General features: G+C 59.4%; 33 protein-coding genes and 1 pseudogene. 25 read left to right on the top strand and 9 right to left on the bottom strand.

Annotated features, from left to right (window positions below; all coding sequences use genetic code 11):
- The first annotated feature begins 2 nt into the window (after positions 1 to 2).
- From rpsQ to bfr, 20 genes are all read left to right on the top strand, one after another.
- Positions 3 to 269, top strand: a complete 267-nt coding sequence (gene rpsQ / locus PMM47T1_RS24690) for a 30S ribosomal protein S17 (protein ID WP_008374160.1) — start codon at positions 3 to 5, stop codon at positions 267 to 269.
- Between the two features lie 23 nt (positions 270 to 292).
- Positions 293 to 661 (top strand): 50S ribosomal protein L14, encoded by a 369-nt coding sequence (gene rplN / locus PMM47T1_RS24685; RefSeq protein ID WP_002555479.1) that lies wholly within the window; start codon positions 293 to 295, stop codon positions 659 to 661.
- Between the two features lie 11 nt (positions 662 to 672).
- Positions 673 to 987, top strand: a complete 315-nt coding sequence (gene rplX, locus PMM47T1_RS24680; RefSeq protein WP_008374158.1) for a 50S ribosomal protein L24 — start codon at positions 673 to 675, stop codon at positions 985 to 987.
- A gap of 20 nt (positions 988 to 1,007) precedes the next feature.
- Positions 1,008 to 1,547, top strand: a complete 540-nt coding sequence (gene rplE / locus PMM47T1_RS24675) for a 50S ribosomal protein L5 (RefSeq protein WP_008374155.1) — start codon at positions 1,008 to 1,010, stop codon at positions 1,545 to 1,547.
- Positions 1,548 to 1,560: 13 nt separating this feature from the next.
- Positions 1,561 to 1,866 (top strand): 30S ribosomal protein S14, encoded by a 306-nt coding sequence (gene rpsN, locus PMM47T1_RS24670; RefSeq protein WP_008374153.1) that lies wholly within the window; start codon positions 1,561 to 1,563, stop codon positions 1,864 to 1,866.
- A gap of 206 nt (positions 1,867 to 2,072) precedes the next feature.
- Positions 2,073 to 2,465 (top strand): 30S ribosomal protein S8, encoded by a 393-nt coding sequence (gene rpsH / locus PMM47T1_RS24665; protein ID WP_008374151.1) that lies wholly within the window; start codon positions 2,073 to 2,075, stop codon positions 2,463 to 2,465.
- Positions 2,466 to 2,477: 12 nt separating this feature from the next.
- Entirely contained in the window at positions 2,478 to 3,011 is a 534-nt protein-coding gene (rplF, locus tag PMM47T1_RS24660) for a 50S ribosomal protein L6 (protein ID WP_008374149.1), read from the top strand.
- 10 nt (positions 3,012 to 3,021) lie between these two features.
- Positions 3,022 to 3,372, top strand: coding sequence for a 50S ribosomal protein L18 (gene rplR, locus PMM47T1_RS24655; protein ID WP_008374147.1), 351 nt, complete (start codon positions 3,022 to 3,024; stop codon positions 3,370 to 3,372).
- Positions 3,373 to 3,375: 3 nt separating this feature from the next.
- On the top strand, positions 3,376 to 3,876 hold the full coding sequence (gene rpsE, locus PMM47T1_RS24650) for a 30S ribosomal protein S5 (RefSeq protein ID WP_008374145.1): 501 nt from the start codon (positions 3,376 to 3,378) through the stop codon (positions 3,874 to 3,876).
- A 2-nt stretch (positions 3,877 to 3,878) separates the two neighbouring features.
- Positions 3,879 to 4,055, top strand: coding sequence for a 50S ribosomal protein L30 (gene rpmD / locus PMM47T1_RS24645; RefSeq protein ID WP_003186033.1), 177 nt, complete (start codon positions 3,879 to 3,881; stop codon positions 4,053 to 4,055).
- 3 nt (positions 4,056 to 4,058) lie between these two features.
- Positions 4,059 to 4,493, top strand: coding sequence for a 50S ribosomal protein L15 (rplO, locus tag PMM47T1_RS24640; protein ID WP_008374142.1), 435 nt, complete (start codon positions 4,059 to 4,061; stop codon positions 4,491 to 4,493).
- Entirely contained in the window at positions 4,494 to 5,825 is a 1,332-nt protein-coding gene (gene secY, locus PMM47T1_RS24635) for a preprotein translocase subunit SecY (RefSeq protein ID WP_008374140.1), read from the top strand.
- 27 nt (positions 5,826 to 5,852) lie between these two features.
- Complete coding sequence (rpmJ, locus tag PMM47T1_RS29310) at positions 5,853 to 5,969, top strand: 50S ribosomal protein L36 (RefSeq protein WP_002555468.1); 117 nt, start codon at positions 5,853 to 5,855, stop codon at positions 5,967 to 5,969.
- 131 nt (positions 5,970 to 6,100) lie between these two features.
- Positions 6,101 to 6,457, top strand: coding sequence for a 30S ribosomal protein S13 (gene rpsM / locus PMM47T1_RS24630; RefSeq protein ID WP_008374135.1), 357 nt, complete (start codon positions 6,101 to 6,103; stop codon positions 6,455 to 6,457).
- Positions 6,458 to 6,487: 30 nt separating this feature from the next.
- Positions 6,488 to 6,877, top strand: coding sequence for a 30S ribosomal protein S11 (gene rpsK, locus PMM47T1_RS24625; protein WP_002555466.1), 390 nt, complete (start codon positions 6,488 to 6,490; stop codon positions 6,875 to 6,877).
- An 18-nt stretch (positions 6,878 to 6,895) separates the two neighbouring features.
- Positions 6,896 to 7,516, top strand: coding sequence for a 30S ribosomal protein S4 (gene rpsD, locus PMM47T1_RS24620; protein ID WP_008374133.1), 621 nt, complete (start codon positions 6,896 to 6,898; stop codon positions 7,514 to 7,516).
- Positions 7,517 to 7,538: 22 nt separating this feature from the next.
- Positions 7,539 to 8,540, top strand: a complete 1,002-nt coding sequence (locus PMM47T1_RS24615; protein WP_007924176.1) for a DNA-directed RNA polymerase subunit alpha — start codon at positions 7,539 to 7,541, stop codon at positions 8,538 to 8,540.
- A 41-nt stretch (positions 8,541 to 8,581) separates the two neighbouring features.
- Entirely contained in the window at positions 8,582 to 8,965 is a 384-nt protein-coding gene (rplQ, locus tag PMM47T1_RS24610; protein ID WP_008374132.1) for a 50S ribosomal protein L17, read from the top strand.
- A 181-nt stretch (positions 8,966 to 9,146) separates the two neighbouring features.
- The gene (locus PMM47T1_RS24605; protein ID WP_008374130.1) at positions 9,147 to 10,595 is read left to right on the top strand and encodes a catalase; all 1,449 of its coding nucleotides are present in this window, start codon (positions 9,147 to 9,149) and stop codon (positions 10,593 to 10,595) included.
- A gap of 156 nt (positions 10,596 to 10,751) precedes the next feature.
- Positions 10,752 to 11,216: a bacterioferritin gene (gene bfr, locus PMM47T1_RS24600; RefSeq protein WP_008374128.1), complete on the top strand. Its 465-nt coding sequence runs from the start codon at positions 10,752 to 10,754 to the stop codon at positions 11,214 to 11,216.
- A gap of 91 nt (positions 11,217 to 11,307) precedes the next feature.
- Here bfr and uvrA read toward each other — a convergent pair whose 3' ends face one another.
- Complete coding sequence (gene uvrA / locus PMM47T1_RS24595; RefSeq protein WP_008374126.1) at positions 11,308 to 14,142, bottom strand: excinuclease ABC subunit UvrA; 2,835 nt, start codon at positions 14,140 to 14,142, stop codon at positions 11,308 to 11,310.
- A gap of 178 nt (positions 14,143 to 14,320) precedes the next feature.
- On the opposite strand from uvrA, the gene PMM47T1_RS24590 reads away from it, so the two are divergent.
- The gene (locus PMM47T1_RS24590; RefSeq protein ID WP_008374124.1) at positions 14,321 to 15,715 is read left to right on the top strand and encodes an MFS transporter; all 1,395 of its coding nucleotides are present in this window, start codon (positions 14,321 to 14,323) and stop codon (positions 15,713 to 15,715) included.
- Positions 15,716 to 15,724: 9 nt separating this feature from the next.
- Entirely contained in the window at positions 15,725 to 16,243 is a 519-nt protein-coding gene (locus tag PMM47T1_RS24585; RefSeq protein WP_008374122.1) for a single-stranded DNA-binding protein, read from the top strand.
- 74 nt (positions 16,244 to 16,317) lie between these two features.
- Here the strand turns inward: PMM47T1_RS24585 and PMM47T1_RS24580 are convergent.
- From PMM47T1_RS24580 to PMM47T1_RS24570, 3 genes and pseudogenes are all read right to left on the bottom strand, one after another.
- Positions 16,318 to 16,854 (bottom strand): annotated as a pseudogene (locus tag PMM47T1_RS24580) (NADAR family protein); the annotation flags it as partial.
- 54 nt (positions 16,855 to 16,908) lie between these two features.
- Positions 16,909 to 17,463 carry a YbhB/YbcL family Raf kinase inhibitor-like protein gene (locus PMM47T1_RS24575; protein ID WP_008374118.1) on the bottom strand — a complete coding sequence of 185 codons (555 nt, stop codon included), beginning with the start codon at positions 17,461 to 17,463 and terminating at the stop codon, positions 16,909 to 16,911.
- A gap of 80 nt (positions 17,464 to 17,543) precedes the next feature.
- Positions 17,544 to 18,368 carry a TSUP family transporter gene (locus tag PMM47T1_RS24570; RefSeq protein WP_008374116.1) on the bottom strand — a complete coding sequence of 275 codons (825 nt, stop codon included), beginning with the start codon at positions 18,366 to 18,368 and terminating at the stop codon, positions 17,544 to 17,546.
- 455 nt (positions 18,369 to 18,823) lie between these two features.
- Here PMM47T1_RS24570 and PMM47T1_RS24565 point away from each other — a divergent pair, with 455 nt between their 5' ends.
- The gene (locus tag PMM47T1_RS24565; protein ID WP_008374113.1) at positions 18,824 to 19,708 is read left to right on the top strand and encodes a sugar nucleotide-binding protein; all 885 of its coding nucleotides are present in this window, start codon (positions 18,824 to 18,826) and stop codon (positions 19,706 to 19,708) included.
- The gene (locus tag PMM47T1_RS24560; protein ID WP_008374112.1) at positions 19,701 to 20,630 is read left to right on the top strand and encodes an NAD-dependent epimerase/dehydratase family protein; all 930 of its coding nucleotides are present in this window, start codon (positions 19,701 to 19,703) and stop codon (positions 20,628 to 20,630) included. Before PMM47T1_RS24565 ends, PMM47T1_RS24560 begins: the two co-directional genes overlap by 8 nt.
- A gap of 82 nt (positions 20,631 to 20,712) precedes the next feature.
- Here the strand turns inward: PMM47T1_RS24560 and PMM47T1_RS24555 are convergent, their stop codons facing one another.
- The 5 genes from PMM47T1_RS24555 to PMM47T1_RS24535 all read right to left on the bottom strand — a co-directional run bounded on the left by PMM47T1_RS24555 (position 20,713) and on the right by PMM47T1_RS24535 (position 24,622).
- On the bottom strand, positions 20,713 to 21,411 hold the full coding sequence (locus tag PMM47T1_RS24555) for an OmpW/AlkL family protein (protein WP_008374109.1): 699 nt from the start codon (positions 21,409 to 21,411) through the stop codon (positions 20,713 to 20,715).
- Between the two features lie 106 nt (positions 21,412 to 21,517).
- Complete coding sequence (locus PMM47T1_RS24550; RefSeq protein ID WP_008374106.1) at positions 21,518 to 22,030, bottom strand: DUF3299 domain-containing protein; 513 nt, start codon at positions 22,028 to 22,030, stop codon at positions 21,518 to 21,520.
- A gap of 11 nt (positions 22,031 to 22,041) precedes the next feature.
- Positions 22,042 to 23,307, bottom strand: coding sequence for an ABC transporter permease (locus PMM47T1_RS24545; RefSeq protein ID WP_008374103.1), 1,266 nt, complete (start codon positions 23,305 to 23,307; stop codon positions 22,042 to 22,044).
- Positions 23,307 to 24,029 carry an ABC transporter ATP-binding protein gene (locus tag PMM47T1_RS24540; RefSeq protein ID WP_008374101.1) on the bottom strand — a complete coding sequence of 241 codons (723 nt, stop codon included), beginning with the start codon at positions 24,027 to 24,029 and terminating at the stop codon, positions 23,307 to 23,309. The genes PMM47T1_RS24545 and PMM47T1_RS24540 overlap by 1 nt, the downstream gene beginning before the upstream one ends.
- On the bottom strand, positions 24,029 to 24,622 hold the full coding sequence (locus PMM47T1_RS24535) for a DUF2796 domain-containing protein (RefSeq protein ID WP_008374098.1): 594 nt from the start codon (positions 24,620 to 24,622) through the stop codon (positions 24,029 to 24,031). Before PMM47T1_RS24535 ends, PMM47T1_RS24540 begins: the two co-directional genes overlap by 1 nt.
- 205 nt (positions 24,623 to 24,827) lie before the next feature.
- Between PMM47T1_RS24535 and PMM47T1_RS24530 the strand changes: the two genes are divergently transcribed.
- Complete coding sequence (locus PMM47T1_RS24530; protein WP_008374095.1) at positions 24,828 to 25,175, top strand: hypothetical protein; 348 nt, start codon at positions 24,828 to 24,830, stop codon at positions 25,173 to 25,175.

Genomic DNA, 25,175 nt, shown 5'->3' with positions numbered 1-25,175 from the left:
TCATGGCTGAAGCCGAAAAAACCGTCCGTACGCTGACTGGCCGTGTTGTCAGCGACAAGATGGACAAGACCATCACCGTATTGATCGAGCGTCGCGTAAAGCACCCGATCTACGGTAAATACGTTAAGCGTTCGACTAAGCTGCACGCGCACGACGAAACCAACCAATGCCACATCGGCGACAAAGTTTCGATTCGTGAAACTCGTCCGCTGGCCAAGACTAAGTCCTGGGCACTGGTTGAAGTTCTCGAACGCGCTGTGGAAGTCTAAGGGCTAGGGGTCGGAGAAATTATATGATTCAGACTCAATCCATGCTTGATGTAGCTGATAACAGCGGCGCTCGTCGCGTTATGTGCATCAAGGTGCTGGGTGGCTCGCACCGTCGTTACGCGGGTATCGGTGACATCATCAAGGTTACCGTCAAGGAAGCAATTCCTCGCGGTAAGGTGAAGAAAGGCCAAGTGATGACTGCTGTTGTAGTCCGCACTCGCCACGGTGTTCGTCGCGCTGACGGTTCCATTATCCGCTTTGACGGCAACGCTGCTGTTCTGTTGAACAACAAGCAAGAGCCGATCGGCACCCGTATCTTTGGGCCAGTGACCCGTGAACTTCGTACTGAGAAGTTCATGAAGATCGTCTCGCTCGCCCCAGAAGTGCTGTAAGGAGATCCGACATGCAAAAGATTCGTCGTGACGACGAGATCATCGTGATCGCCGGCAAAGACAAAGGCAAGCGCGGTAAGGTGCTGAAGGTTCTCGCTGACGACCGTCTGGTCGTTGGTGGGATCAACCTGGTGAAGCGCCATACCAAGCCTAACCCGATGTCGGGCGTACAGGGCGGTATCGTCGAGAAAGAAGCGCCACTGCACGCTTCCAACGTCGCCATCTTCAACGGCGAAACCAACAAGGCTGACCGCGTTGGTTTCAAAGTAGAAGAAGGCAAAAAAATTCGTGTCTTCAAGTCGACCCAAAAAGCGGTTGATGCTTGAACACTGCTAGGTAGAAGACCATGGCACGACTGAAAGAGATTTATCGGAAGGAAATCGCTCCCAAGCTTAAGGAAGAACTTAAGCTGGCGAACGTGATGGAAGTTCCGCGCGTTACCAAAATCACCCTGAACATGGGTCTGGGCGAAGCGATCGGCGACAAGAAAGTCATCGAGCACGCTGTTGCCGACATGGAAAAAATCACCGGCCAGAAGGCTGTCGTCACTTACGCTCGTAAGTCGATTGCAGGCTTCAAGGTCCGTGAGGGCTGGCCGATTGGCGTCAAGGTTACCCTGCGTCGCGATCGTATGTACGAATTCCTGGACCGCCTGCTGGCGATCTCCCTGCCTCGGGTACGCGACTTCCGCGGCCTGAATGCCAAGTCCTTCGACGGTCGTGGCAACTACAGCATGGGCGTGAAAGAGCAGATCATTTTCCCGGAAATCGATTACGACAAGATCGATGCTCTGCGCGGTCTGGACATTACCCTGACCACCACTGCTCGTTCGGATGAAGAAGGTCGCGCTCTGCTGCGTGCTTTCAAATTCCCGTTCCGCAACTGATTGGAGTAGGAAAATGGCCAAGAAGAGCATGAAAAACCGTGAGCTGAAGCGTCAGCTGACGGTCGCTAAATACGCCAAGAAGCGTGCTGAGCTGAAAGCTATCATCGTGAATCTGAACGCAAGTGACGAAGAACGTTGGAATGCTTCCATCGCTCTGCAGAAGCAGCCACGTGACGCAAGCGCTTCGCGCATGCGTAACCGCTGCCGCATCACTGGTCGTCCACACGGCGTTTACCGCAAGTTCGGCCTGGGCCGTAACAAGCTGCGTGAAGCAGCAATGCGCGGTGACGTACCAGGTCTGGTTAAAGCCTCCTGGTAAGCCGTACTCCCAAAGTCATGGCGCTAGGCTGAGCAATCAGCCGACCGCCGGTGACCTTGAGATCGAATCAAGCCCCTTCTGGGGCTTGATTCATTTCTGGGGTATGTCTAGAATGACCGGCTCGCCTGAGCCTGCGTTTTTCGCAGTCTGCTCGGCGACGTAGTAGCCGCAAGGCTAAATATTTTTGTAACAGGAGCGTCTAGCCCATGAGTATGCAGGACCCGTTAGCGGACATGCTAACTCGAATCCGTAATGCCCAGATGGCTGAAAAGTCCGTCGTAAGCATGCCATCTTCCTCGCTGAAGATCGCTGTAGCCAAAGTTCTCAAGGACGAAGGTTATGTCGCGGGTTATCAGGTAAGCAACGAAGCAAAACCGTCGCTTTCCATCGAGCTGAAGTACTTCGAAGGCCGTCCAGTCATCGAAGAAGTCAAACGCGTCAGCCGTCCAGGTCTGCGTCAGTACAAGTCCGTCGATGAGCTGCCAAAAGTTCGTGGCGGTCTCGGCGTATCCATCGTCTCCACCTCCAAAGGTGTGATGACGGATCGTGCTGCGCGCGCTGCCGGTGTCGGCGGCGAAGTTCTTTGCACAGTGTTCTAAGGGGGGATAAGCATGTCTCGCGTCGCTAAGAACCCCGTAAAGCTGCCGGCTGGTGTCGAAGTAAAATTCGTCGGCCAACAGCTTTCGGTGAAGGGTGCCAAGGGCACTCTGGAACTGAATGTTCACTCGTCCGTTGAAGTCGTTGAAGAAGCCGGTGAGCTGCGTTTTGCTGCTCGCAATGGCGATCAACAGACTCGCGCAATGGCCGGTACCACTCGTGCCCTTGTCAACAACATGGTCCAAGGCGTAAGCCAAGGCTTCGAGCGTAAGCTCCAGCTGGTCGGTGTTGGTTACAAGGCACAAGCCAAAGGCACAGTGCTGAACCTGGCTCTCGGCTTCTCGCACCCAGTGGACTACGATCTGCCGGAAGGCATCACCGCTGAGACTCCTAGCCAGACCGATATCCTGATCAAGGGCATCGACAAGCAGCTGGTGGGTCAAGTGGCCGCTGAAATCCGCGATTTCCGTCCACCAGAGCCTTACAAAGGTAAGGGTGTGCGTTACGCGGACGAAGTCGTCCGTCGTAAAGAAGCCAAGAAGAAGTAGGGCATAGCAAATGACCGACAAAAAAGTTACTCGACTGCGTCGCGCTCGCAAAGCACGCCTGAAAATGCACGAACTCGAAGTCGTGCGTCTCTGCGTGTTCCGCTCTTCGCAGCACATCTATGCCCAGGTCATCTCGGCCGACGGCAGCAAGGTCCTGGCAAGCGCCTCGACTTTGGACAAAGAACTGCGTGATGGCGCCACTGGCAACATCGACGCGGCCACTAAGGTTGGCCAGCTGGTCGCTTCGCGTGCGAAAGCCGCAGGCGTCTCGCAGGTGGCTTTCGACCGCTCTGGCTTCAAGTACCACGGCCGCGTGAAAGCGCTGGCTGATGCTGCTCGTGAAGCTGGGCTGGAGTTCTAAGTTATGTCAAATAACGACCAAAAGCGCGACGAAGGCTACATTGAGAAGCTGGTTCAAGTTAACCGCGTAGCCAAAACCGTTAAAGGCGGCCGTATCTTCACCTTCACCGCGTTGACCGTGGTTGGTGATGGTAAGGGCCGTGTAGGCTTCGGCCGTGGCAAGTCGCGTGAAGTGCCTGCTGCGATCCAGAAGGCTATGGAAGCTGCTCGTCGCAACATGATTCAAGTTGACCTGAACGGCACCACTCTGCAGTACGCCATGAAGTCCGCCCACGGCGCTTCGAAGGTTTACATGCAGCCTGCCTCTGAAGGTACCGGTATCATCGCTGGCGGCGCTATGCGTGCTGTCCTCGAAGTTGCTGGCGTTCAGAACGTTCTCGCCAAGTGCTACGGCTCGACTAACCCGGTAAACGTGGTTCACGCCACTTTCAAGGGTCTGAAGGCTATGCAATCCCCGTCGTCCATTGCTGCCAAGCGCGGCAAGAGCGTTGAGGAGATCGTCTGATCATGGCTACCGTTAAAGTTACGCTGATCAAAAGCATGACCGGCCGCATCCCTAACCACAAACTGTGCGTTAAGGGTCTGGGTCTGCGTCGCATCGGTCACACTGTAGAAGTCCTGGATACTCCCGAGAATCGCGGGATGATCAACAAGGCTTACTACATGCTGCGTGTAGAGGGCTAATCGATGAAACTCAATGATCTGAGTCCAGCGCCGGGTTCCCGTCGCGAAAAGCATCGTCCGGGCCGTGGTATCGGTAGCGGTTTGGGTAAGACTGGTGGCCGCGGCCACAAAGGTCAGACCTCCCGCTCCGGTGGCACCATTGCTCCAGGCTTTGAAGGCGGTCAACAGCCGCTGCACCGTCGTCTGCCGAAATTCGGCTTCGTTTCCCTGAAAGCCATGGACCGCGCAGAAGTGCGTCTGTCCGAGCTGGCCCAAGTGGAAGGCGACGTGGTAACCGTTCAGTCCCTGAAGGATGCCAACGTGATTAACCAGAACGTTCAGCGTGTGAAAATCATGCTGTCGGGCGAAGTTACTCGCGCAGTCACCATCAAGGGCATCGCAGCCACCAAAGGTGCGCGTGCGGCTATCGAAGCAGCTGGCGGCAAGTTCGAGGAATAAATGGCTAAGCAAGGTGCTCTCTCAGCGCTAGGCAAAGGCGGGTTGTCCGAACTCTGGGCTCGTCTGCGTTTCCTGTTCCTGGCGATTATCGTCTACCGAATCGGCGCGCACATCCCAGTTCCAGGTATCAACCCGGACCGCCTGGCGGACCTGTTTCGACAGAATGAGGGGACCATTCTTAGCTTGTTCAACATGTTTTCCGGTGGCGCGCTGGAACGTATGAGCATCTTTGCATTGGGGATCATGCCGTACATTTCGGCATCGATCATCATGCAATTGATGACCGTCGTCAGCCCGCAACTGGAGCAGTTGAAGAAGGAAGGTGAAGCTGGCCGTCGCAAGATCAGCCAGTACACCCGCTACGGCACCGTCATCCTGGCTTTGGTTCAAGCAACTGGCATGTCCATTGGCTTGGCCAACCAGGGTGTTTCGTTCTCTGCAGGCATTAGCTTCTACTTCGTCGCTGTCTCCACTTTCGTGGCGGGTGCGATGTTCATGATGTGGCTGGGCGAGCAGATTACCGAGCGCGGTGTTGGCAACGGTATCTCGATGTTGATTTTTTCGGGTATCGTCGCCGGTCTTCCGAGAGCAATCGGGCAGTCTTTCGAGTCTGCGCGTCAGGGTGATATCAACATCTTCGCCCTGGTAGCTATCGGTCTGCTGGCAGTAGCGATTATCGGTTTTGTGGTGTTCATCGAGCGTGGTCAGCGTCGTATTGCTGTTCACTACGCCAAGCGTCAGCAGGGCCGCAAGGTCTTTGCTGCTCAAACGAGCCACTTGCCGCTGAAAGTGAACATGGCAGGCGTTATTCCTGCTATTTTCGCGAGCAGCATTTTGCTGTTCCCGGCTTCGCTGGGTGCCTGGTTCGGTCAGTCTGCAGGTATGGGCTGGCTGCAGGACCTGTCGCAGTCGATCGCTCCTGGTCAGCCGTTGAATATTCTGCTGTTTAGTGCAGGGATTATTTTCTTCTGCTTCTTCTATACGGCGTTGATGTTCAATCCGAAAGACGTAGCGGAAAACCTGAAGAAGTCCGGTGCCTTTATTCCGGGCATCCGTCCAGGCGAGCAGTCTGCGCGCTACATTGATGGCGTTCTGACCCGCTTGACCATGTTCGGTGCTCTCTATATGACGGCCGTCTGTCTGCTTCCCCAGTTCCTGGTGGTCGCGGCAAACGTACCGTTCTACCTTGGCGGGACCTCGTTGCTGATCGTGGTAGTGGTTGTGATGGACTTCATGTCCCAAGTACAATCGCACCTCGTTTCACACCAGTACGAATCCCTGATGAAGAAAGCCAACCTGAAGGGCTACGGTAGCAGCAGCCTGCTGCGCTGAAGACCCATAAGGTTCGAGGAGTTGGTGATGAAAGTTCGTGCATCGGTGAAAAAGCTGTGCCGCAACTGCAAAATTATTCGCCGCGAAGGTGTCGTTCGAGTAATTTGCAGCGCGGAACCACGTCACAAACAGCGCCAAGGCTGAGTGTGATCTGTGCTACAAGCCCAGCAGCTAGTGCGCTGCTGGGTTGATTATTTGTTATTACAGCGATATTATCTCGCGCCCTATTTCTTGGCTTCCGGGGCGTAGGTAGCTGTCAATTGGAGTCCCACTGAATGGCCCGTATTGCAGGCGTCAACATTCCAGATAACAAGCACACTGTTATCTCGCTGACCTACATCTATGGTGTTGGTCGCACAACTGCACAGAAGATCTGTGCAGACACTGGGGTTAACCCAGCCGCAAAGATCAAGGATCTGAGCGACGAGCAGATTGAACAGCTGCGTGGCGAAGTGGCGAAGTTCACCACTGAAGGTGATCTGCGCCGCGAAATCAACATGAAAATCAAGCGCTTGATGGATCTGGGCTGCTACCGTGGCCTGCGTCATCGTCGTGGTCTTCCAGTACGCGGTCAGCGTACCAAGACCAACGCGCGTACCCGTAAAGGTCCGCGTAAGCCGATCCGCAAGTAATCGCACCAGCGAATCGACAGGAATCTAGTCATGGCAAAACCTGCTGCTCGTCCTCGTAAAAAAGTAAAAAAGACAGTGGTTGATGGCATCGCCCACATCCACGCGTCTTTCAACAACACCATCGTGACCATTACCGATCGTCAAGGTAACGCCCTGTCCTGGGCTACCTCCGGCGGTTCGGGTTTCCGCGGTTCTCGCAAGTCCACCCCGTTCGCTGCTCAAGTAGCCGCTGAACGTGCTGGTCAAGCTGCGCTGGAATATGGCCTGAAAAACCTCGACGTAAACGTCAAAGGTCCAGGTCCAGGTCGTGAATCCGCTGTCCGTGCTTTGAACGGCTGTGGCTACAAGATCGCCAGCATCACCGACGTGACGCCAATCCCGCATAACGGGTGCCGTCCGCCGAAGAAGCGCCGCGTGTAATTCAGGAGACGATAGATAATGGCTCGTTACATTGGTCCAAAATGCAAACTGGCTCGTCGTGAAGGCACTGACCTGTTCCTGAAAAGTGGCGTTCGCGCTCTGGAATCGAAGTGCAATATCGAAGCAGCCCCAGGTATCCACGGCCAGCGCCGTGGTCGCCAGTCCGACTACGGCACCCAACTGCGTGAAAAGCAGAAGGTCCGTCGTATTTACGGCGTTCTCGAGCGTCAGTTCAGCGGTTATTACAAAGAAGCAGCCGGCAAGAAAGGCGCTACTGGTGAGAACCTGCTGCAACTGCTCGAATGCCGTCTGGACAACGTCGTTTACCGTATGGGCTTTGGCGCTACCCGTGCCGAGTCCCGCCAGCTGGTTTCGCACAAAGCGATCAGCGTTAATGGCAAGACTGTAAACGTTCCGTCCTACCAGGTTCGTCAGGGTGACGTGGTCGCGGTTCGCGAGAAATCGAAGAACCAACTGCGCATCGTTCAGGCCCTTGAGCTGTGCGCCCAGCGTGGCCGCGTTGAGTGGGTAGACGTTGACACTGAGAAGAAATCGGGCGTTTTCAAGAACGTTCCAGCTCGCAGTGATCTGTCCGCCGACATCAACGAAAGCCTGATTGTCGAGCTCTACTCCAAGTAAGGGCTAGAAAATAGGTGCATCCATGCAGATTTCGGTAAATGAGTTCCTGACGCCCCGCCATATTGATGTGCAGGTCGTCAGTCCAACCCGCGCTAAAATCACTCTCGAGCCTCTCGAGCGTGGTTTTGGCCATACCCTGGGCAACGCGCTGCGCCGCATCCTGTTGTCCTCAATGCCCGGCTGTGCAGTAGTCGAGGCCGAGATTGACGGTGTGCTCCACGAGTACAGCGCCATCGAAGGTGTACAGGAAGACGTAATCGAAATCCTGTTGAACCTGAAAGGTCTGGCTATCAAGCTGCACGGTCGTGACGAAGTTACGCTGACCTTGTCGAAGAAGGGTTCGGGGGTGGTTACCGCTGCCGATATTCAGCTGGATCATGATGTCGAGATCGTTAACCCCGATCACGTAATCGCCAACCTGGCGTCTAACGGCGCCTTGAACATGAAGCTCGTAGTAGCTCGTGGTCGTGGTTATGAACCGGCCGATTCGCGTCAGAGCGATGAAGACGAAAGCCGCAGCATTGGTCGTTTGCAGCTCGACTCTTCGTTCAGCCCGGTTCGCCGTATCGCATACGTGGTGGAAAACGCCCGTGTCGAACAGCGTACCAACCTGGACAAGCTGGTAATTGATCTGGAAACCAACGGTACCCTGGATCCTGAAGAGGCTATCCGTCGCGCCGCAACCATCCTGCAACAGCAGTTGGCTGCGTTCGTGGACCTCAAAGGCGACAGCGAACCTGTTGTAATCGAGCAAGAAGACGAGATCGATCCGATCCTGCTTCGCCCGGTTGACGATCTGGAACTGACTGTACGTTCGGCTAACTGCCTTAAGGCGGAAAACATTTACTACATCGGCGACCTGATTCAGCGTACCGAAGTAGAACTGTTGAAGACTCCGAACCTGGGCAAGAAATCCTTGACTGAAATCAAGGACGTTCTGGCCTCCCGCGGTCTGTCCCTCGGCATGCGCCTCGACAACTGGCCGCCTGCAAGTCTTAAGAAGGACGACAAGGCGACTGCCTGATCGTCGTAATCACCGAACGTAAGTTTGGTAAGGAATGAACCATGCGTCATCGTAAAAGTGGACGTCACCTGAGCCGTACCAGCTCTCACCGCAAGGCTATGTTCCAGAACATGGCGGTGTCGCTGTTCGAGCACGAGCTGATCAAGACTACCCTGCCAAAAGCCAAGGAACTGCGCCGCGTTGCCGAGCCGCTGATCACCCTGGCCAAGGTAGACAGCGTTGCAAACCGCCGTCTGGCTTTCGACCGTACTCGTTCGAAAGAAATGGTTGGTAAGCTGTTCAACGATCTGGGCAAGCGCTATGCCACCCGTCAGGGCGGCTACCTGCGTATCCTCAAGTGCGGCTTCCGCGCTGGCGATAACGCACCTATGGCGTACGTCGAGCTGGTTGATCGTCCTGTCGGCGGCGTTGTTGAAGCCGAGTAAGACGAAAAGCTGTGCGAAAAACCGGGCTTAGGCCCGGTTTTTTTATACCTGGCGTTTGGTGATTGCGAAAAACTATGGAGCACAAAAGATCTATAAATTAGATCTTGTCACCTCTGTAATTGATACTGACCACCTAGCCGATTAGCCCGGCGCCATCAGGTCTGACAGAGGAAGACATACCATGAGCCAGAGCAAGACACTCACTACTGCCAGCGGCGCGCCTGTTGCCGACAACCAGAATTCGCGTTCCGCCGGGCCTCGTGGGCCATTGCTGCTCGACGATTTCCACCTGATTGAAAAGCTTGCGCACTTCAACCGCGAAAACATCCCGGAGCGTCGTGTGCACGCGAAAGGTTCGGGCGCCTACGGTACCTTCACGGTCAGTAAGGACATCACTGACCTGACCTGCGCCAAGCTGTTTTCCGAGGTTGGCAAGCAGACCCCCACCTTCCTGCGTTTCTCCACGGTAGGTGGCGAGCGTGGTTCGGCCGACACCGAGCGCGACCCCCGCGGTTTTGCCTTGAAGTTCTACACCGAAGAAGGCAACTGGGACATCGTTGGCAACAACACCCCGGTGTTCTTCATTCGTGACCCGCTGAAGTTTCCCGACTTTATCCACACCCAAAAGCGCTTGCCGCAGAGCAACCTGAAAAGCGCCCAGGCCATGTGGGATTTCTGGTCGCACTCGCCCGAGGCGCTGCATCAGGTAACCATCCTGTTCTCGGATCGTGGTATTCCTGATGGCTACCGCTTCATGCACGGCTTTGGCAGCCACACCTACAGCCTGGTGAACGCCAAGGGTGAGCGTCACTGGGTAAAGTGGCACTACAAGAGCGTCCAGGGCATCAAAAACCTGGCTCCGGCCGATGCCGCGCGCATTGCCGGCACTAACCCGGACTACGCTCAGCGCGACCTGTTCGAGGCCATCGAGCGCGGCGACTTCCCGCAATGGCGCGTGTGCATCCAGGTGATGAGCGAGGCTCAGGCCAACAGCCACCGGGAGAACCCGTTCGACGTTACGAAGACTTGGTCGCAGAAAGAGTTCCCGCTGATTGAAATCGGCACCCTGGAGCTCAACCGCAACCCGCAGAACTACTTTGCCGAGGTGGAGCAGGCTGCATTTGGCCCCAGCAACATGGTGCCGGGTGTAGGGCTGTCGCCTGACCGTATGCTGCAAGGGCGCGTATTCGCCTACGCCGATGCGCACCGCTACCGTGTGGGCACCAACCATCAGCAACTGCCGGTCAATGCCCCGCGCAGCCCCGTGAATTCGTACCAGCGTGATGGCTCCATGGCCTTTGGCGCCAATGGCGGTGCGGCGCCCAATTACGAGCCCAACAGCTACGCTGATGCGCCCAAGCAGGCGCCGCAGTACGCAGAACCGCCCTTGGCCTTGAACGGCGCGGCGGACCGCTACGACCATCGCACGGACGGTGACTACTTCAGCCAGGCGGGTGCACTGTTCCGTTTGATGAACGAGGCGCAGAAGGCCCTGCTGATCGACAACATCGCCAATGCAATGAGTAGCGTTTCCGGCGATGTGATCGAGCGCCAGTTGCCGTACTTCTACCAGGCTGACCCGGCCTACGGTGAAGGCATTGCGCGTGCGTTGGAGGCAAAACGCGGCTAAGTCGAAATGCTAAGGAGAACCGCCCTCATTTGGGCGGTTTTTCGCTGCCAATCATCTACTTTTCTCTGCTTTTTTGCGATTTTTTGCCCCAATGGCCGTGACGTTACGGCCGCCGTGGGTCAAACTATCTACTTTCAAGCAAGGAGATGTAGGGCGATGCAAGGGCACCCGGACGTAATCGATTATCTGAACACGCTGCTGACCGGCGAGTTGGCCGCACGTGATCAGTATTTCATCCACTCGCGGATGTACGAGGACTGGGGTTTCAGCAAGCTTTACGAGCGCATCAACCACGAGATGGAAGAAGAAGCAGGTCATGCCGACGCCCTGATGCGCCGCATCCTGATGCTCGAAGGTACTCCGCGCATGCGCCCGGATGATCTGGACATCGGCACTGACGTACCGAGCATGTTCGAAGCCGACCTGCGTCTGGAATACAAAGTCCGCGCCGCGCTGTGCAAGGGCATCGCCCTGTGCGAGCAGCACAAGGACTACGTGACCCGCGACATTTTGCGCGTACAGCTTTCCGATACCGAAGAAGATCACACCTACTGGCTGGAAAAACAGTTGGGCCTGATCAAGTCCATCGGCTTGCAGAACTACCTGCAGTCGCAGTTCTAAGACTGGCAGCACAAAAAAAGCCCCGGCATCTCACGATGCCGGGGCTTTTTCGTAGCGACAACCGCCAGGCTGCGTCTTGCCACGCGGTGTATCAGGCGCGGTCACGCTCCAGCAAGGGCTTGAGGTAATGCCCGGTATAAGACTGTTCCATCTCGGCCACCTGCTCCGGTGTGCCACAGCCAATGATCATGCCGCCCTTGGAGCCGCCTTCCGGCCCCAGGTCGACGATCCAGTCCGCCGTCTTGATAACGTCCAGGTTGTGCTCGATCACTACCACCGTGTTGCCGTGGTCACGTAGGCGATGTAGCACGTCCAGCAGTTGCTGGATGTCGGCGAAGTGCAGGCCGGTGGTGGGCTCGTCGAGGATGTACAGGGTCTTGCCGGTATCGCGCTTGGACAGCTCACGGGACAGTTTCACCCGCTGCGCCTCGCCACCCGACAGGGTGGTCGCCGACTGGCCCAGCTTGATGTAGGACAGGCCCACGTCCATCAGTGTTTGCAGCTTGCGCGCCAGGGCTGGTACGGCATCGAAGAACTCCCGCGCTTCCTCGATGGTCATTTCCAGCACCTCGTGGATGCTCTTGCCCTTGTACTTGATCTCCAGAGTCTCGCGGTTGTAACGCTTGCTCTTGCACACGTCGCACGGCACGTAGATGTCCGGCAGGAAGTGCATCTCCACCTTGATCAGGCCATCGCCTTGGCAGGCTTCGCAACGCCCGCCCTTGACGTTGAACGAGAATCGGCCAGGCCCATAGCCGCGCGAGCGCGATTCTGGCACGCCGGCGAACAGTTCACGGATAGGCGTGAACAAGCCGGTGTAGGTAGCCGGGTTGGAGCGTGGAGTACGGCCGATGGGGCTTTGGTCGATGTCCACTACCTTGTCCAGGTGTTGCAGCCCGTCACAGCTATCGTGCGCAGCAGCCTCCAGGGTAGTGGCACCGTTCAGCGCGGTGGCACTGAGTGGGAACAGCGTGTTGTTGATCAGCGTTGACTTGCCCGAACCGGACACGCCGGTGACGCAGGTCAGCAGGCCGAGGGGAATTTCCAGGTCGACGTTGCGCAAGTTGTTGCCGCGCGCGCCCTTCAGGGTCAATTGCAGCTTCTTGTTGCGCGGCGTGCGCTTGGCCGGCACGGCGATCTTGACCCGGCCCGACAGGTATTTACCGGTGAGCGAGTCCGGGTGGTCCATGACTTCCTGGGCGGTGCCTTCGGCAACGATGTTGCCGCCATGCACGCCAGCGCCAGGGCCGATGTCCACCACGTAGTCGGCCAGGCGGATGGCGTCCTCGTCGTGCTCGACCACGATCACGGTGTTGCCGATGTCGCGCAGGTGCTTGAGGGTGCCCAGCAGGCGATCGTTGTCACGCTGGTGCAAGCCAATTGACGGTTCGTCGAGGATGTACATTACCCCCACAAGGCCCGCGCCAATCTGGCTGGCCAGGCGAATGCGCTGGGCCTCGCCGCCCGAGAGGGTGTCGGCGCTGCGGTCCAGGGTCAGGTAGTCCAGGCCTACGTTGACCAGGAACTGCAGGCGCTCGCGGATCTCCTTGAGGATTTTGTCGGCGATTTCGCCTCGTCGACCGGTCAGCTTCAACCCCTCGAAATAACGGGTGGCATCGCCAATCGGCAGTCCGGTGACGGCCGGCAGGGTTTTTTCACCCACCCACACGTGCCGAGCCTCACGACGCAGCCGCGTACCGCGGCAGTCCGGGCAAGGCTGGGTGCTGAGGAACTTGGCCAGTTCTTCGCGCACGGTGGCCGACTCGGTCTCGCGGTAGCGGCGTTCCAGGTTTGGCACGATGCCCTCGAACGGGTGCGAGCGCTTGACGATATCGCCGCGGTCGTTGAGGTACTTGAAGTCGACGTTCTGCGTGCCGCTGCCGTGCAGCAGGACTTTCTGCTTGTCGGCAGGCAGCTCGTTGAACGGCTTCTCCAGGCTGAACTTGTAATGGGACGCCAGGGAGCCGAGCATCTGGAAATAATACACGTTGCGCCGGTCCCAACCGCGGATGGCGCCCTCGGCCAGGGTCAGCTCGCCGTTGACCAGGCGCTTGGCGTCGAAGAACTGTTTCACCCCCAGGCCGTCGCAGGTGGGGCAGGCGCCAGCCGGGTTGTTGAAGGAGAACAGCTTGGGTTCCAGCTCGCTGATGGCATGGCCGCAGATGGGGCAGGCGAAGCGGGCGGAGAAGATCATCTCGTCGAACGGTTCGTCGTCCATGGAGGCGACCAGGGCGATGCCATCGGCCAGCTTCAACGCGGTCTCGAAGGATTCGGCCAAACGCTGCTGCAGGTCTTCGCGCACCTTGAAACGGTCGACCACCACCTCAATGGTGTGTTTCTTCTGCTTGTCGAGCTTGGGCAGTTCGTCCAGCTCGTGCAGGCGGCCGTTGATGCGGGCACGCACGAAGCCCTGGGCGCGCAGCTCTTCGAAGATCGCCAGGTGTTCGCCCTTGCGCTCGCGAATTACCGGGGCCAGCAGCATCAGCTTGCTGCCCTCCGGCTGTGCCAGCACCAGGTCAACCATCTGGCTGACAGTCTGGGCTTCCAGCGGAATATCGTGGTCCGGGCAGCGCGGCGTGCCCACGCGTGCGTACAGCAGGCGCAGGTAGTCGTAGATCTCGGTGATGGTGCCCACGGTGGAGCGCGGGTTGTGGGAAGTCGACTTCTGCTCGATGGAGATGGCCGGCGACAGGCCCTCGATGGTGTCGACGTCGGGCTTTTCCATCATCGACAGGAACTGGCGGGCGTAGGCTGAGAGCGACTCCACGTAGCGCCGCTGACCTTCGGCATAAAGGGTGTCGAAGGCCAGCGACGACTTGCCCGAACCGGACAGCCCAGTGATGACGATCAGCTTGTCCCGGGGCAGGGTCAGGTCAATGTTCTTCAGGTTGTGGGTTCGAGCCCCACGAATCAGGATCTTGTCCAAGAGTGGCCTCGCACGGCGGGCGTAAACACAGGAGTATAAGGCCAAATACTGGATGGATGCACACTATCGGAACATTACACCCATGTCATACATGACAACTGCGCGGCAAAGCGTCGCCATATACCCCCTCTATCGTTGGGACTGGTAGAATCGCCGCCGGTTCACATGAGGTTTTTCCATGCACGATCTCCACAGCGAACGCATGAGTGGCAGCGAGACCCGCGCGGCTGGCGGCTTGGCCTTGGTGTTCGCCTTCCGCATGCTGGGCATGTTCATGGTGTTGCCGGTACTGGCGACCTACGGCATGGACCTGGCCGGTGCCAGCCCCGCGCTGATTGGCTTTGCCATCGGTGCGTATGGCCTGACCCAGGCGTTCCTGCAAATTCCGTTCGGTATCATTTCCGATCGCATTGGCCGCCGCCCGGTGATCTACATCGGCTTGGTGATCTTTGCCCTCGGCAGCCTGCTGGCAGCCCATGCCGACTCCATCTGGGGCGTGATCGCCGGCCGTGTGCTGCAAGGCGCCGGAGCAATTTCCGCGGCGGTCATGGCCCTGCTGTCGGACCTGACCCGCGAACAGCATCGCACCAAGGCAATGGCCACCATCGGCATGAGCATCGGTGTGTCGTTTGCCGTGGCCATGGTGGTAGGGCCGCTGGTGACGCGTACATTCGGCCTTTCCGGGTTGTTCGTGGTGACCGCAGTCATGGCGTTGGTCGGCATCGCGCTGGTCGCCTTCGTGGTGCCCAAGGCCTCCAGCCATTTCACCCATCGTGAATCGGGCGTGGCTCGCCAGGCGTTGATTCCTACGCTCAAGCACCCTGACCTGCTGCGCCTGGACGCCGGTATCTTCGTGCTGCACGCTATCCTGATGGCCAGCTTCGTGGCATTGCCGCTGGCCCTGGTGGACCGCGCCGGCCTGCCGAAAGAGCAGCACTGGTGGGTGTATCTGACCGCCTTGCTCATATCGTTTTTCGGGATGATTCCGTTCATCATTTATGGTGAAAAAAAGCGCAAGATGAAACGCGTCCTCGTTGGCGCGGTTGCCACCCTGATGCTCACCGAGCTGTTTTTCTGGGAGTTTGGCCACACGCTGACGGAACTGGTGATTGGTATCGTGGTGTTCTTCACCGCGTTCAACCTGCTGGAAGCCTCCTTGCCGTCATTGATCAGCAAGGTTTCGCCGGCTGGTGGCAAGGGCACGGCCATGGGCGTGTACTCCACCAGCCAGTTCCTGGGCGCGGCGCTGGGCGGTATTCTCGGCGGCTGGTTTTTCCAGCATGGCGGGCTGAATGTGGTATTCATCGGCTGCGCCGGGCTGTTGGCGATTTGGTTGGCCATAGCTGTTACTATGCGCGAACCTCCGTATGTGACTAGCCTGCGCTTGCCGTTGTCGCCCGAGGCGATACGCGAAGCGGGCCTGACCGAGCGCCTCAAGGCCGTACCGGGTGTAACAGATGCAGTGGTGGTGGCAGAAGAAGCCGCCATCTATATCAAATTGGATACAGAAATTTTGGATCGTGCATCCCTGGAGCGCCTGGTAAACCCGGCCCCAGAGACGTGCCAAGCCTAGGAGAACGTTATGGCCCGTGGGGTTAACAAAGTCATTTTGGTCGGTACTTGCGGTCAGGATCCTGAAGTGCGCTACCTGCCCAACGGCAACGCTGTCACCAACCTGAGCTTGGCGACCAGCGAACAATGGACCGACAAGCAGAGCGGCCAGAAGGTCGAGCGCACCGAGTGGCACCGCGTTTCGATGTTCGGCAAGGTTGCCGAAATCGCCGGTGAATACCTGCGCAAGGGTTCGCAGGTGTACATCGAAGGCAAGCTGCAGACCCGCGAGTGGGAAAAAGACGGCATCAAGCGCTACACCACTGAAATCGTCGTCGACATGCAGGGCACCATGCAACTGCTGGGCGGCCGTCCACAACAGGGCGACCAAGGCCAGGGTGGCAACAACTACCAGCAGTCGGCACCGCGTCAGCAGGCACCACGCCCTCAGCAGTCCGCGCCACAGCAGCAGTCGCGCCCAGCGCCACAGCAGGCCGCACCGCAACCGGCTCCGGATTTCGACAGCTTCGACGACGATATCCCGTTCTGATCGCTGCCTGATCGAGCATCAGCCAAAAAGCCCTCGTCTAGCGAGGGCTTTTTTGTAGGTGCACCCCTGTGGGACCGCACCTGCATCAAGGCGAACCCCAACAGGTTTGGACCTTGCCATTGTGCAGGCATGAGGGCCGCCGGGTCGTCCGCCGCAAGGCCAATACCCCATATCCGATCCACCGGGCTGGCCTCGACCAGCACTTGGTAAGCGGTGCCCGCCAGGAATGCCCCACACGCCGAATTCTGCTGGAACTTGGCAAGGTTACCCCTGACCACGATATCGAACCGCTCGGCCAGCCAGATGGCCTCGTCCTAGCCCTGTACCTCGCGCCCCAGGCGTTTGGCCTGGGCCGGTGTGGAGGCGTCGAGTATGCGCGGCACCATAGCCAGGTCACCAAACAGCCTGGCCGTCGCCGCCATCATGTAATGCTCGGCCGTGGCGTAGCGAACGCCATCCACCTCGAATGGCGAGGGATACCACTGGCTGAGGCAACTGCGGTCAATCTCGTCAGGGCTACGAGGTGTGTGGCCCCAGAACATCAGGTAGTTAACTGTGACGCCCGTGTCGATCAGGGCCAGCAGTGATTCGATATCAGTAACGCCTTGCATGGCGGGATCCTCGGCTGTCCATAAGTAGAGGGCCATTATGCCTTGCGTGCCGCGTCAGTGGCCGTAAAGGCCCACCACATTACGCCCGGCCAGGGCATGACCACTCAGGCGTGCCATTAACTCTTCACGGGTCAGACCCTCAGGCAACGCCCCGGGCTTGAGGTCCGTGGCAATCACGGTCAGCACGTAGTGATGCGGCTGATCCCCCGGCGCCGGGCAGAACCCACGGAAATCGGCAGTGCCGGCAATATTCTTGCCCACCGTGATACCCGGCACGCTGACCAGCGCCTCGCCTTCCTTGATCCCGCCACGGTGCGCAGGAATGTTGTAGGTCACCCAGTGGCTGACCCCCAGACCGTTATGACCGTCTACGTCCAGGATCAGAACCGCCATCGACTGCGTATTCGCAGGCAAATTGCTCCAGGACACCTGTGGGTTGTGCCGCTTGCCGGTTCCGCACTCGGCAGGGGTATCGGCCGCGCTGACGTTGACCTTGCCACCTTCGGTGAAGGCGTCGGTACTGACTTTCAGGGTGGTGGCACTGGCCATCTGGGTAGTGGCCAGGAGCAGGGCGGCGGTGCAGGTGGTAATCAGGTGACGCACTTTCATTAACAGGTCCATCCCAATAACGGCCTCTGCTTCAGACAGGCGAGCAGAGGCCGTCGGGATGGTAACCCCCGTATCGGTTTTCAAGATGAAAGAGCTGTTATCGAGACCCGATTGCTGTCCGTAAGCGGTGGGAGGGTGGCAGGGGGCGGGGTCGCAAAGAACAATAGCTTCGCGGCCATGGCCACGCATACGGTAACCAACAGCGGGCGCACAAGGCCGGGGCCGAAGCGCATCGCGCAACGTGCTCCCAACTGGGCGCCGATCAAGGCGCCAATGGCCATGGCCAGCGCAAGAGGCCAGACGATCTTGCCCGTCATCGAAAACACCAGCAACGAGCCGACATTGCACGATGCGTTCATCAGTTTGCTACTCGACAGCGCCCGCATCAGGCCCTGGCCCAGGAGCACCACGAAGGCCACCAGGAAAAACGAACCTGTGCCCGGCCCGAACAGGCCATCGTAGAAGCCAATCAGCGGCACAGCCAGCGCACCGAATAGCCACGCATTGCACCTGGGCGCGCGCTCGGCGTTGCCTGGCGTTCGCACAAGCGCGAAGTAAACGGCCACCGCTATCAGCAGCGGGGGAATCACCTTTTCCAACGTGCCGCTGGGAAGCAACCCGGCGGCAAGGGCACCCGCGCCGCCAGCAATAAACGACATGCCCGCCATGGGCAGCGAACTGCGCCATGGAAATAGCCCCTTGCGAGCGAAGCTGACCGTTGCCGACACGCTGGCGCAGGAGGCTTGCAGCTTGTTGGTGGCAAGGGCGGCCACTGGCTCGATGCCTGCCACCAGCAGGGCAGGTAGCGTGATCAGACCACCGCCTCCGGCAATGGCATCCAGAAAACCGGCAGCCAGCGCGACTGCAGCCATGGTAAGGATTAGACCTAATTCTATTTCCAGCATGGGAGTGCCTTCTTCAGAAGGCAAAGATGAGACGCGACTGGCCTCGAACGCCCGGTTTTGTTGGCTGGAAACCGGATGAAGCCATCTCTTATGCTGCTACACATACAGTGCCACTTGGCTAGCTTTTGTTGGTTTTGTGATGCCATTTTTGAGTTTTGAAAATATTGCAGGGGCGTGCAAAGTTCAATAAACGGGGACCTGGAATAACTGTAAGGTTGTGTTGCACAGCGGGTTTGAAAAGCACGGTGTCGGCAACTCTGAAAATGGCGGCCGAATAGCGCGTGCCCGACCGTCATGCCCGGCCCACGCATACCAAGCCCAGCCTCTGCCGATTGATCCCCGCAGCACAAACCCGCAAAATGCAATAACATAAGCCTCTTGACCGATCGCCACGTGGCCCTGGCCGCAGTGGATCCATGGCTCACAGACTTAACCGGACCGGAACTGCTGACTCTATGCGAATGCGCCTTATGCTGTTGGGCGGCGGTAATGCCCTTGGGCAAGCGCTGATTCGTCTCGGGGCGGAGGAAGACATCGGCTTCCTCGCTCCCCGCCCGCCGGAAAGCGGTTGGGATGCGGCGAGCCTGACCCAGTTGCTCGATGACACCCGCCCCGATGCACTGATCAACCTTGCCTATTATTTCGACTGGTTCCAGGCCGAAAGCGTCAGCGAGGCTCGGCTGGCCCAGCAAGAGCGCTCGGTAGAGCGCCTGGCCGAGCTGTGCCAGCACCATCAGATCGTCCTGGTGCAGCCTTCCAGCTATCGCGTGTTCGATGGCTCGCGGGCCACGGCCTATAGCGAGAAAGACGAGCCGGTGCCGCTGGGCCTGCGTGGTCAGGCGCTGTGGCGCATCGAGCAGAGCGTGCGCGCTACGTGTCCGCAGCATGTGTTGTTGCGTTTTGGCTGGTTGCTGGATGACAGCATCGACGGCGTGCTGGGGCGTTTCCTCACCCGTGCCGAGCAGCCGCAGGAGATCCTGCTGGCCGATGACCGTCGCGGCAATCCAACGCCGGTGGACGATGCGGCCCGGGTGATCATCTCGGTGCTCAAGCAGTTGGACTGCGCCGCGCCGTTGTGGGGTACCTACCACTACGCCGGCAACGAGGCCACCACGCCGCTGGCGCTGGGCCAGGCGATCATCAGCGAGGCGGCCACGCTGCATAAGTTGGCCATCGAAGCGCCGACCGCCCAGGCCCATGCCGCGCGGCCCGATGCCGCCGATGAGCCGCAGCACGCGGTGCTGGCGTGCAAGAAAATTCTTCATACCTTCGGGATCAAGCCCCGCGCCTGGCGCTCCGGGCTCCCAAGCCTACTGGACAGATATTACCGACATGGCTGATGCACCTGTACTGATCACCGGGGGCGCCGGCTTCATCGGTTCCAACCTGGTGGACGCGCTGCTGGAAAAGGGCCACGCGGTCCGGATCCTCGATGACCTTTCCATGGGCAAACGCTGCAACCTGCCGCTGGGCAATCCTCGGGTCGAGTTGATCGAAGGCGACGTCGCCGATGCCGCCTTGGTAGCGCGTGCTGCCCAGGGCTGCAAGGCCGTGGTGCACCTGGCCGCCGTGGCCTCTGTGCAGGCCTCTGTGGACGACCCGGTCAAGACCCACCAGGCCAACTTCATTGGCACCTTGAATGTCTGCGAGGCCATGCGCACCGCAGGCATCAAGCGGGTGATCTACGCCTCGAGCGCGGCGGTGTATGGCAACAACGGTGAAGGCGAGGCCATTGCTGAAGACACGCCCAAGGCACCGCTGACGCCCTACGCGTCCGACAAGCTGGCCAGTGAATACTACCTGGACTTCTATCGTCGTCAGCATGGCCTGGAACCGGCGATCTTTCGTTTCTTCAACGTCTTCGGCCCGCGCCAGGATCCCTCTTCGCCCTATTCGGGTGTGATCAGCATTTTCTGCGAGCGCGCCCAGGCCGGCTTGCCGATCAGCCTGTATGGCGACGGGGAGCAGACCCGCGATTTCATCTACGTGGGTGATCTGGTAGCGGTGCTGATGCAGGCATTGGAAGCGCCTGATGTGGAGGAGGGGGCAGTGAACGTAGGCCTGAACCAGGCCATGAGCCTCAACCAGTTGCTGGCCGAGTTGAAGTCGGTGCTTGGCAGCCTGCCCAAAGTCAGTTACGGCGAAGCTCGTCCGGGTGATATCAAGCACTCGCGCGCCAACAATGCGCGCCTGCTGCAGCGCTTTACCCTGCCGAAAATTACCCCGATGGCCACCGGCCTGCGCAATTTGCTGGGGTTGTAAGTAGTGGGAGCTGGCTTGCCAGCGAGTTTTTTGATGCCCTGCAAAGCTCGCTGGCAAGCCAGTTCCCACAACGTCGTCGTGGTTAGAACTTGTAGCCTACACCCACCATGTAAACCCACGGATCAACATCCACGTTGACCTTGGTGCGCCCCACACCCAGGGCCGTCGGTCCGTCGACGCTGGCCTGGGTGTCGATGTCCACGTACCACACCGCTGCGTTGACCATGATGTGGTCAGTCAGCATGTAGTCCGCGCCCACCTGCGCCGCCCAGCCCCACGAGTTCTTCAGGTTCAGGTTGCTGAAGCCTTCGGATTTGCGCTCGCTGGTCAGGTCTTCGCCATAGAACCAGGTGTAGTTGAGGCCCACGCCCGCGTAGGGCTGGAATTTGGAGTTGGCGTCCATCGGGTAGTACTGCAGCGACAGGGTCGGTGGCAGTTGCTTGACGTCGGCCAGCTTGCCGTCCAGGCCCGCCACGCCGGTGGCAGAGCTGACGCCCTTGACCCCCACCTTGTGTTGGAAGGGCGTTGCCGCCAGCAATTCCAGGCCCACGTGGTCAGTCAGCATGTAGGCAAAGGTCAGGCCCAGCTGGGTGTCATTGCCCAGGGTTGCCTTGGTTCCGGACACCTTGCCGCCATCAAGCTTGAGGTTACCGCTGTCCTCGTTGGGCGCGGTTTCGATGGCGCCCGCGCGCACGATGAAATCACCGGCTTGGTGGGCGTGGGCAAAGGGAGTGAAAAGAGCCAGGCTGACCAGCGAGGCACCCAGGAGTTTGGTGTTCATGGAGTCTTCCATCGGGCAAGGGGAAAAGGGCTTGGCCAATGGTAGGAATGCTCTGGGTCAAGGGTTTTGACCCAGCTCAATAAAACCGTCATTTAAGCTGCGGCTGTTACTCCGGCAGCTCGTAGACGTAGATCTTGTCGGCTTCCATTTGATAGCCAGCATCGGCCAGGTCGCTGGTCGACTGCTTCACGCGCATGGTGCCTTCCACCCAGAAGGCCTGGTAAAGGTCGTCGAGCTTGACCCCGACCTGGCTGGTGACGTGGACGATCTGGTTGGACGGTGGCGGCGGTACATGAATGCACGCGCCGTAGTAAGGCACCAGCAGGAAGTCGGTGGTGCGGCCATCCTCGCCCACTTCCAGGGGCACGATGAACCCGGGCATCTTCACGTCCTGGTTATCCAGGGCCTTTACCACCGGGGCATTGGGCTGCTGCTGTTTCACCGCCGGCGCCGACTCCATGTCACTGCCCATCTTCGACAGGTCATGCAGGGGCGTCATTTGCGGGGCGATTTTCGGGGCATCCGGCGGGATCATCTCCGGCCAGCTCAGTTCGCGCGGTTGCGCTGCCCACAGCGAAGGGGCAGCGATCATCAGTACAAACAGCAGTGCGGCTTTCATGTCAGGGTGGCTCAAAGGTGAATGGACAAGCCATCGGCCAGCGACTGTCGGTAGGCCCGCCAGGCCGGTACGGCGCCCATGACCAGGGCTGCCGCGAGGATAATCCCCAGTAGCGACCATTCATAGGCGGTGGGCGCCGACAACGGCAAGTACAGACCATAGTTGGCCTGCACGTAGCCTTGCGCCGCCGCAATGCCGACATACAGCAACGCAACGCCGGCGACGATGCCGCACAGCGCCAGCGAAAACGCTTCGAGGATCAGCAGGCTGGCGATATGCCAGGGCCTGGCGCCAACCGAGCGCAGGATTGCCATTTCCCGTCGGCGTTCGTTGAGGCTGGTGAGGATGGCCGTGAGCATGCCTATCAGCCCTGTCAGCACCACGAACAGCGACACCACGAACAAGGCTTTTTCTGCCGTGCCCATCAACCCCCACAGTTCCTGCAGGGCAACCCCGGGCAGAATCGCCAGCAGCGGCTCGCCGACGAAATCGTTGATTTCACGCTGCAGGGCAAAGGTCGAGATCTTGTTATTCAGCCCGATCATCATGGCCGTGATGGCGCTGGGCGTGAGGTCCATGTTGCGCGCCTGGTCGGCACTGATGCGCCCGGCACCCCGGGCCGGCACACCGTTGTGCCAATCGATGTGAATGGCTTCCATGCCGCCCAGGCTGATATGCAGCGTGCGGTCCACCGGGGTGCCAGTGCGCTTGAGGATGCCAACCACGGTGAAGGGTTTGTCGTCGTGCTTGATCAGGCTGATGGCGGCAGTGCCGTGGGCCAGCACCAGCGTGTCGCCCAGTTTGTAATGCAGGGCGTCGGCCACTTCGGCGCCCAGCACTACCTCGAACGGATCGGTGGCGAAGAAGCGGCCAGCAGCCATTTCCAGCGGCTGGTGATGGCCGTACTGGTAGTGCTCGAAGTACGACTGGTCCGTGCCCAGCACGCGGTAGCCTCGGTGCGAGTCGCCCAAGGACATGGGAATGGCCCATTTCACCCGTGGGTCGTGGGCGTAGTGCTGAAAGCTGTCCCAGCGGATGTTGTTGGTGGCATTGCCGATGCGAAACACCGAATACAGCAACAGGTTCACCGAGCCGGAGCGCGCCCCGACGATCAGGTCGGTGCCGCTGATGGTGCTGGCAAAACTGGTGCGCGCTTGCGTGCGAACTCGCTCTACCGCCAGCAGCAGGCATACCGACAGGGCGATGGCGAAGGCCGTGAGGAAGGCAGTGAAACGTCGATTGGCCAGGCTGGCCACGGCTAGACGGAACAGGTACATCAGACTTCCCCTGGAGCGGCGGGGCGCACGGCCCGGTTGAGTTCGGCCAATGACAGGCTGCGATCGAACAGTGGCGCCAGGCTTTGATCATGGCTGACGAACAGCAGGCTGGAGCCGGCGTCGCGGCACTCGGCGAACAACAGGCGGATGAACGCCTCGCGGGCGTCATAGTCCAGCGCGGACGTGGGCTCGTCGGCGATCACCAGTTCCGGTTGCCCGATCAGCGCGCGCGCGGCGGCTACCCTTTGTTGCTGGCCGATCGACAGGGTGTCGGCGCGGCGTTGCAGCAGCGCCGGCTCGGTCAACCCCAGGTGCGCCAGCAAGGTCGCGGCTGCCTGGTCGATGCTGCCGTAGCGCTGTTTCGCCCGCTCGGCACGCTGGCGGGAAAAGTGGCAGGGCAACTCGACGTTTTCGCGCACCGACAGGAACGGCAGCAGGTTGAACTGCTGGAAAATGTAGCCGGTATGGTCGACGCGAAAACGGTCGCGGCGGCCCTGGCTCATCTCGCCCAATTCGTGGCCCAGTACCTGGACACTGCCGCTCACCGGCTTCTGCACACCGCCCAGCAGGCCCAGCAGGGTGGTCTTGCCACTGCCGCTGGGGCCCTTGAGGAACAGCGTTTCGCCGGCTTCCAGGCGGAAGGAGGGGATGTCCAGCAGCGCTGGCTGGCGCGGCCACGCAAAGTGCAGGTCGCGCAGTTCGATCAGGGCTGTGCTGGTCATCAGAATTTCAGTGTGCTGTTGTCCGGGGTGGCGTCCAGGCCTTTCTGGCCTTCTGGCGCAATCATTTGCACGACGACCTTGTGGGTGGCCGGGAAGGTCTTGAATACCTGGGACAAGTCCAAGGCCTTGAGCTTGTCTGGCGAGGTGCAGGTGAACTCGTAGCTGGCGTGGATCTCGCTGTGGTGATGCTCACCAGTGGCGGCAGGCTGGTCGTGATCGTGATCGTGATCATCGTCGTCATCTTCAGCCGGCATCACGTCGCCGAACAGCGGGCTTTGCAGGTGCTGGCTGGCCACGCTGCAACCGGCGGCGGCGGGCAGGTTGAACAGTGCCAGGGGTTGTTCCAGCAGCGCGCGAGCCTTGGCCACGGCGGCTTTATCGGCGTCAGTGGTGGCCAGGTGCTCGAAGCCGACGATGTTCATGGCGGGGGTTTGCATTTCCAGGGCCAGGGTCTGGTCGTCCAGGGCGGCATTGACGCGTGCGGTACCGTGCTCGTGAGTGCCGAGGCTGCCATGTTTGACGGTGGTGTCGTCGGCGTGGGCAACGGCCAGGGGCAGCAACGCGAAGGGCAGGGCGAGCAGGAGTCGGCGCATGAAAATGTCCTGAGGAAGGGTGAAGTTATTGTAACGTTATAACAACTTTAAACGCCTCGCGCCATAAAGGCCTGGATGAAATTTGGCTCAGGCGCGATGGGTGGGAGCTGGCTTGCCAGCGAGCTGTTGAGGCCCGAAAAGCTCGCTGGCAAGCCAGCTCCCATAGATCTATGGGAACATGGCCGTTCGCACGAGAGGAATCACCATGGTACGAATTCGCGGAACCATCGGCGCCTGGCCGGTGGACTTGACCATCGAGATGGACGCCGCCGACTGGCAGCACCTGGGCGCGCAGCTGAACGTACAGGCCGACGCGCCGGCTACTGCAGCCCCGGCGGCAAAACCGGCCAGCCAGGATGACGCCTTGTGGCAAACCACGCTGAAACTGGTTCAACAGGCAGGGCAGGTCAGCGGCCCGGAGTTGCTTGGCCAGCTCGAAGGCCTGACCGGCAGCACCGCGGCGGGCAAGCGCCTACTGGTGCGCCTGCGCCATTGCCGCGAAGTGCGGGTGGAAAGCGGCGCCGACGCGCCGCTGTATTGCTGGGTCGAATGA

Source organism: Pseudomonas sp. M47T1 (genome assembly GCF_000263855.1).
Lineage (GTDB): Bacteria > Pseudomonadota > Gammaproteobacteria > Pseudomonadales > Pseudomonadaceae > Aquipseudomonas.
The sequence above is the reverse complement of the archived record's forward strand: the minus strand, read 5'-3'. Positions and strand labels throughout refer to the sequence as shown.

What these genes read in the sequence shown, in the direction of transcription:
- rpsQ (WP_008374160.1), top strand. Translation starts at nt 3, where the DNA reads ATGGCTGAAGCCGAAAAAACCGTCCGTACGCTGACTGGCCGTGTTGTC.
- rplN (WP_002555479.1), top strand. Translation starts at nt 293, where the DNA reads ATGATTCAGACTCAATCCATGCTTGATGTAGCTGATAACAGCGGCGCT.
- rplX (WP_008374158.1), top strand. Translation starts at nt 673, where the DNA reads ATGCAAAAGATTCGTCGTGACGACGAGATCATCGTGATCGCCGGCAAA.
- rplE (WP_008374155.1), top strand. Translation starts at nt 1,008, where the DNA reads ATGGCACGACTGAAAGAGATTTATCGGAAGGAAATCGCTCCCAAGCTT.
- rpsN (WP_008374153.1), top strand. Translation starts at nt 1,561, where the DNA reads ATGGCCAAGAAGAGCATGAAAAACCGTGAGCTGAAGCGTCAGCTGACG.
- rpsH (WP_008374151.1), top strand. Translation starts at nt 2,073, where the DNA reads ATGAGTATGCAGGACCCGTTAGCGGACATGCTAACTCGAATCCGTAAT.
- rplF (WP_008374149.1), top strand. Translation starts at nt 2,478, where the DNA reads ATGTCTCGCGTCGCTAAGAACCCCGTAAAGCTGCCGGCTGGTGTCGAA.
- rplR (WP_008374147.1), top strand. Translation starts at nt 3,022, where the DNA reads ATGACCGACAAAAAAGTTACTCGACTGCGTCGCGCTCGCAAAGCACGC.
- rpsE (WP_008374145.1), top strand. Translation starts at nt 3,376, where the DNA reads ATGTCAAATAACGACCAAAAGCGCGACGAAGGCTACATTGAGAAGCTG.
- rpmD (WP_003186033.1), top strand. Translation starts at nt 3,879, where the DNA reads ATGGCTACCGTTAAAGTTACGCTGATCAAAAGCATGACCGGCCGCATC.
- rplO (WP_008374142.1), top strand. Translation starts at nt 4,059, where the DNA reads ATGAAACTCAATGATCTGAGTCCAGCGCCGGGTTCCCGTCGCGAAAAG.
- secY (WP_008374140.1), top strand. Translation starts at nt 4,494, where the DNA reads ATGGCTAAGCAAGGTGCTCTCTCAGCGCTAGGCAAAGGCGGGTTGTCC.
- rpmJ (WP_002555468.1), top strand. Translation starts at nt 5,853, where the DNA reads ATGAAAGTTCGTGCATCGGTGAAAAAGCTGTGCCGCAACTGCAAAATT.
- rpsM (WP_008374135.1), top strand. Translation starts at nt 6,101, where the DNA reads ATGGCCCGTATTGCAGGCGTCAACATTCCAGATAACAAGCACACTGTT.
- rpsK (WP_002555466.1), top strand. Translation starts at nt 6,488, where the DNA reads ATGGCAAAACCTGCTGCTCGTCCTCGTAAAAAAGTAAAAAAGACAGTG.
- rpsD (WP_008374133.1), top strand. Translation starts at nt 6,896, where the DNA reads ATGGCTCGTTACATTGGTCCAAAATGCAAACTGGCTCGTCGTGAAGGC.
- PMM47T1_RS24615 (WP_007924176.1), top strand. Translation starts at nt 7,539, where the DNA reads ATGCAGATTTCGGTAAATGAGTTCCTGACGCCCCGCCATATTGATGTG.
- rplQ (WP_008374132.1), top strand. Translation starts at nt 8,582, where the DNA reads ATGCGTCATCGTAAAAGTGGACGTCACCTGAGCCGTACCAGCTCTCAC.
- PMM47T1_RS24605 (WP_008374130.1), top strand. Translation starts at nt 9,147, where the DNA reads ATGAGCCAGAGCAAGACACTCACTACTGCCAGCGGCGCGCCTGTTGCC.
- bfr (WP_008374128.1), top strand. Translation starts at nt 10,752, where the DNA reads ATGCAAGGGCACCCGGACGTAATCGATTATCTGAACACGCTGCTGACC.
- PMM47T1_RS24590 (WP_008374124.1), top strand. Translation starts at nt 14,321, where the DNA reads ATGCACGATCTCCACAGCGAACGCATGAGTGGCAGCGAGACCCGCGCG.
- PMM47T1_RS24585 (WP_008374122.1), top strand. Translation starts at nt 15,725, where the DNA reads ATGGCCCGTGGGGTTAACAAAGTCATTTTGGTCGGTACTTGCGGTCAG.
- PMM47T1_RS24575 (WP_008374118.1), bottom strand. Translation starts at nt 17,463, where the DNA reads ATGAAAGTGCGTCACCTGATTACCACCTGCACCGCCGCCCTGCTCCTG.
- PMM47T1_RS24570 (WP_008374116.1), bottom strand. Translation starts at nt 18,368, where the DNA reads ATGCTGGAAATAGAATTAGGTCTAATCCTTACCATGGCTGCAGTCGCG.
- PMM47T1_RS24565 (WP_008374113.1), top strand. Translation starts at nt 18,824, where the DNA reads ATGCGAATGCGCCTTATGCTGTTGGGCGGCGGTAATGCCCTTGGGCAA.
- PMM47T1_RS24560 (WP_008374112.1), top strand. Translation starts at nt 19,701, where the DNA reads ATGGCTGATGCACCTGTACTGATCACCGGGGGCGCCGGCTTCATCGGT.
- PMM47T1_RS24555 (WP_008374109.1), bottom strand. Translation starts at nt 21,411, where the DNA reads ATGAACACCAAACTCCTGGGTGCCTCGCTGGTCAGCCTGGCTCTTTTC.
- PMM47T1_RS24550 (WP_008374106.1), bottom strand. Translation starts at nt 22,030, where the DNA reads ATGAAAGCCGCACTGCTGTTTGTACTGATGATCGCTGCCCCTTCGCTG.
- PMM47T1_RS24545 (WP_008374103.1), bottom strand. Translation starts at nt 23,307, where the DNA reads ATGTACCTGTTCCGTCTAGCCGTGGCCAGCCTGGCCAATCGACGTTTC.
- PMM47T1_RS24540 (WP_008374101.1), bottom strand. Translation starts at nt 24,029, where the DNA reads ATGACCAGCACAGCCCTGATCGAACTGCGCGACCTGCACTTTGCGTGG.
- PMM47T1_RS24535 (WP_008374098.1), bottom strand. Translation starts at nt 24,622, where the DNA reads ATGCGCCGACTCCTGCTCGCCCTGCCCTTCGCGTTGCTGCCCCTGGCC.
- PMM47T1_RS24530 (WP_008374095.1), top strand. Translation starts at nt 24,828, where the DNA reads ATGGTACGAATTCGCGGAACCATCGGCGCCTGGCCGGTGGACTTGACC.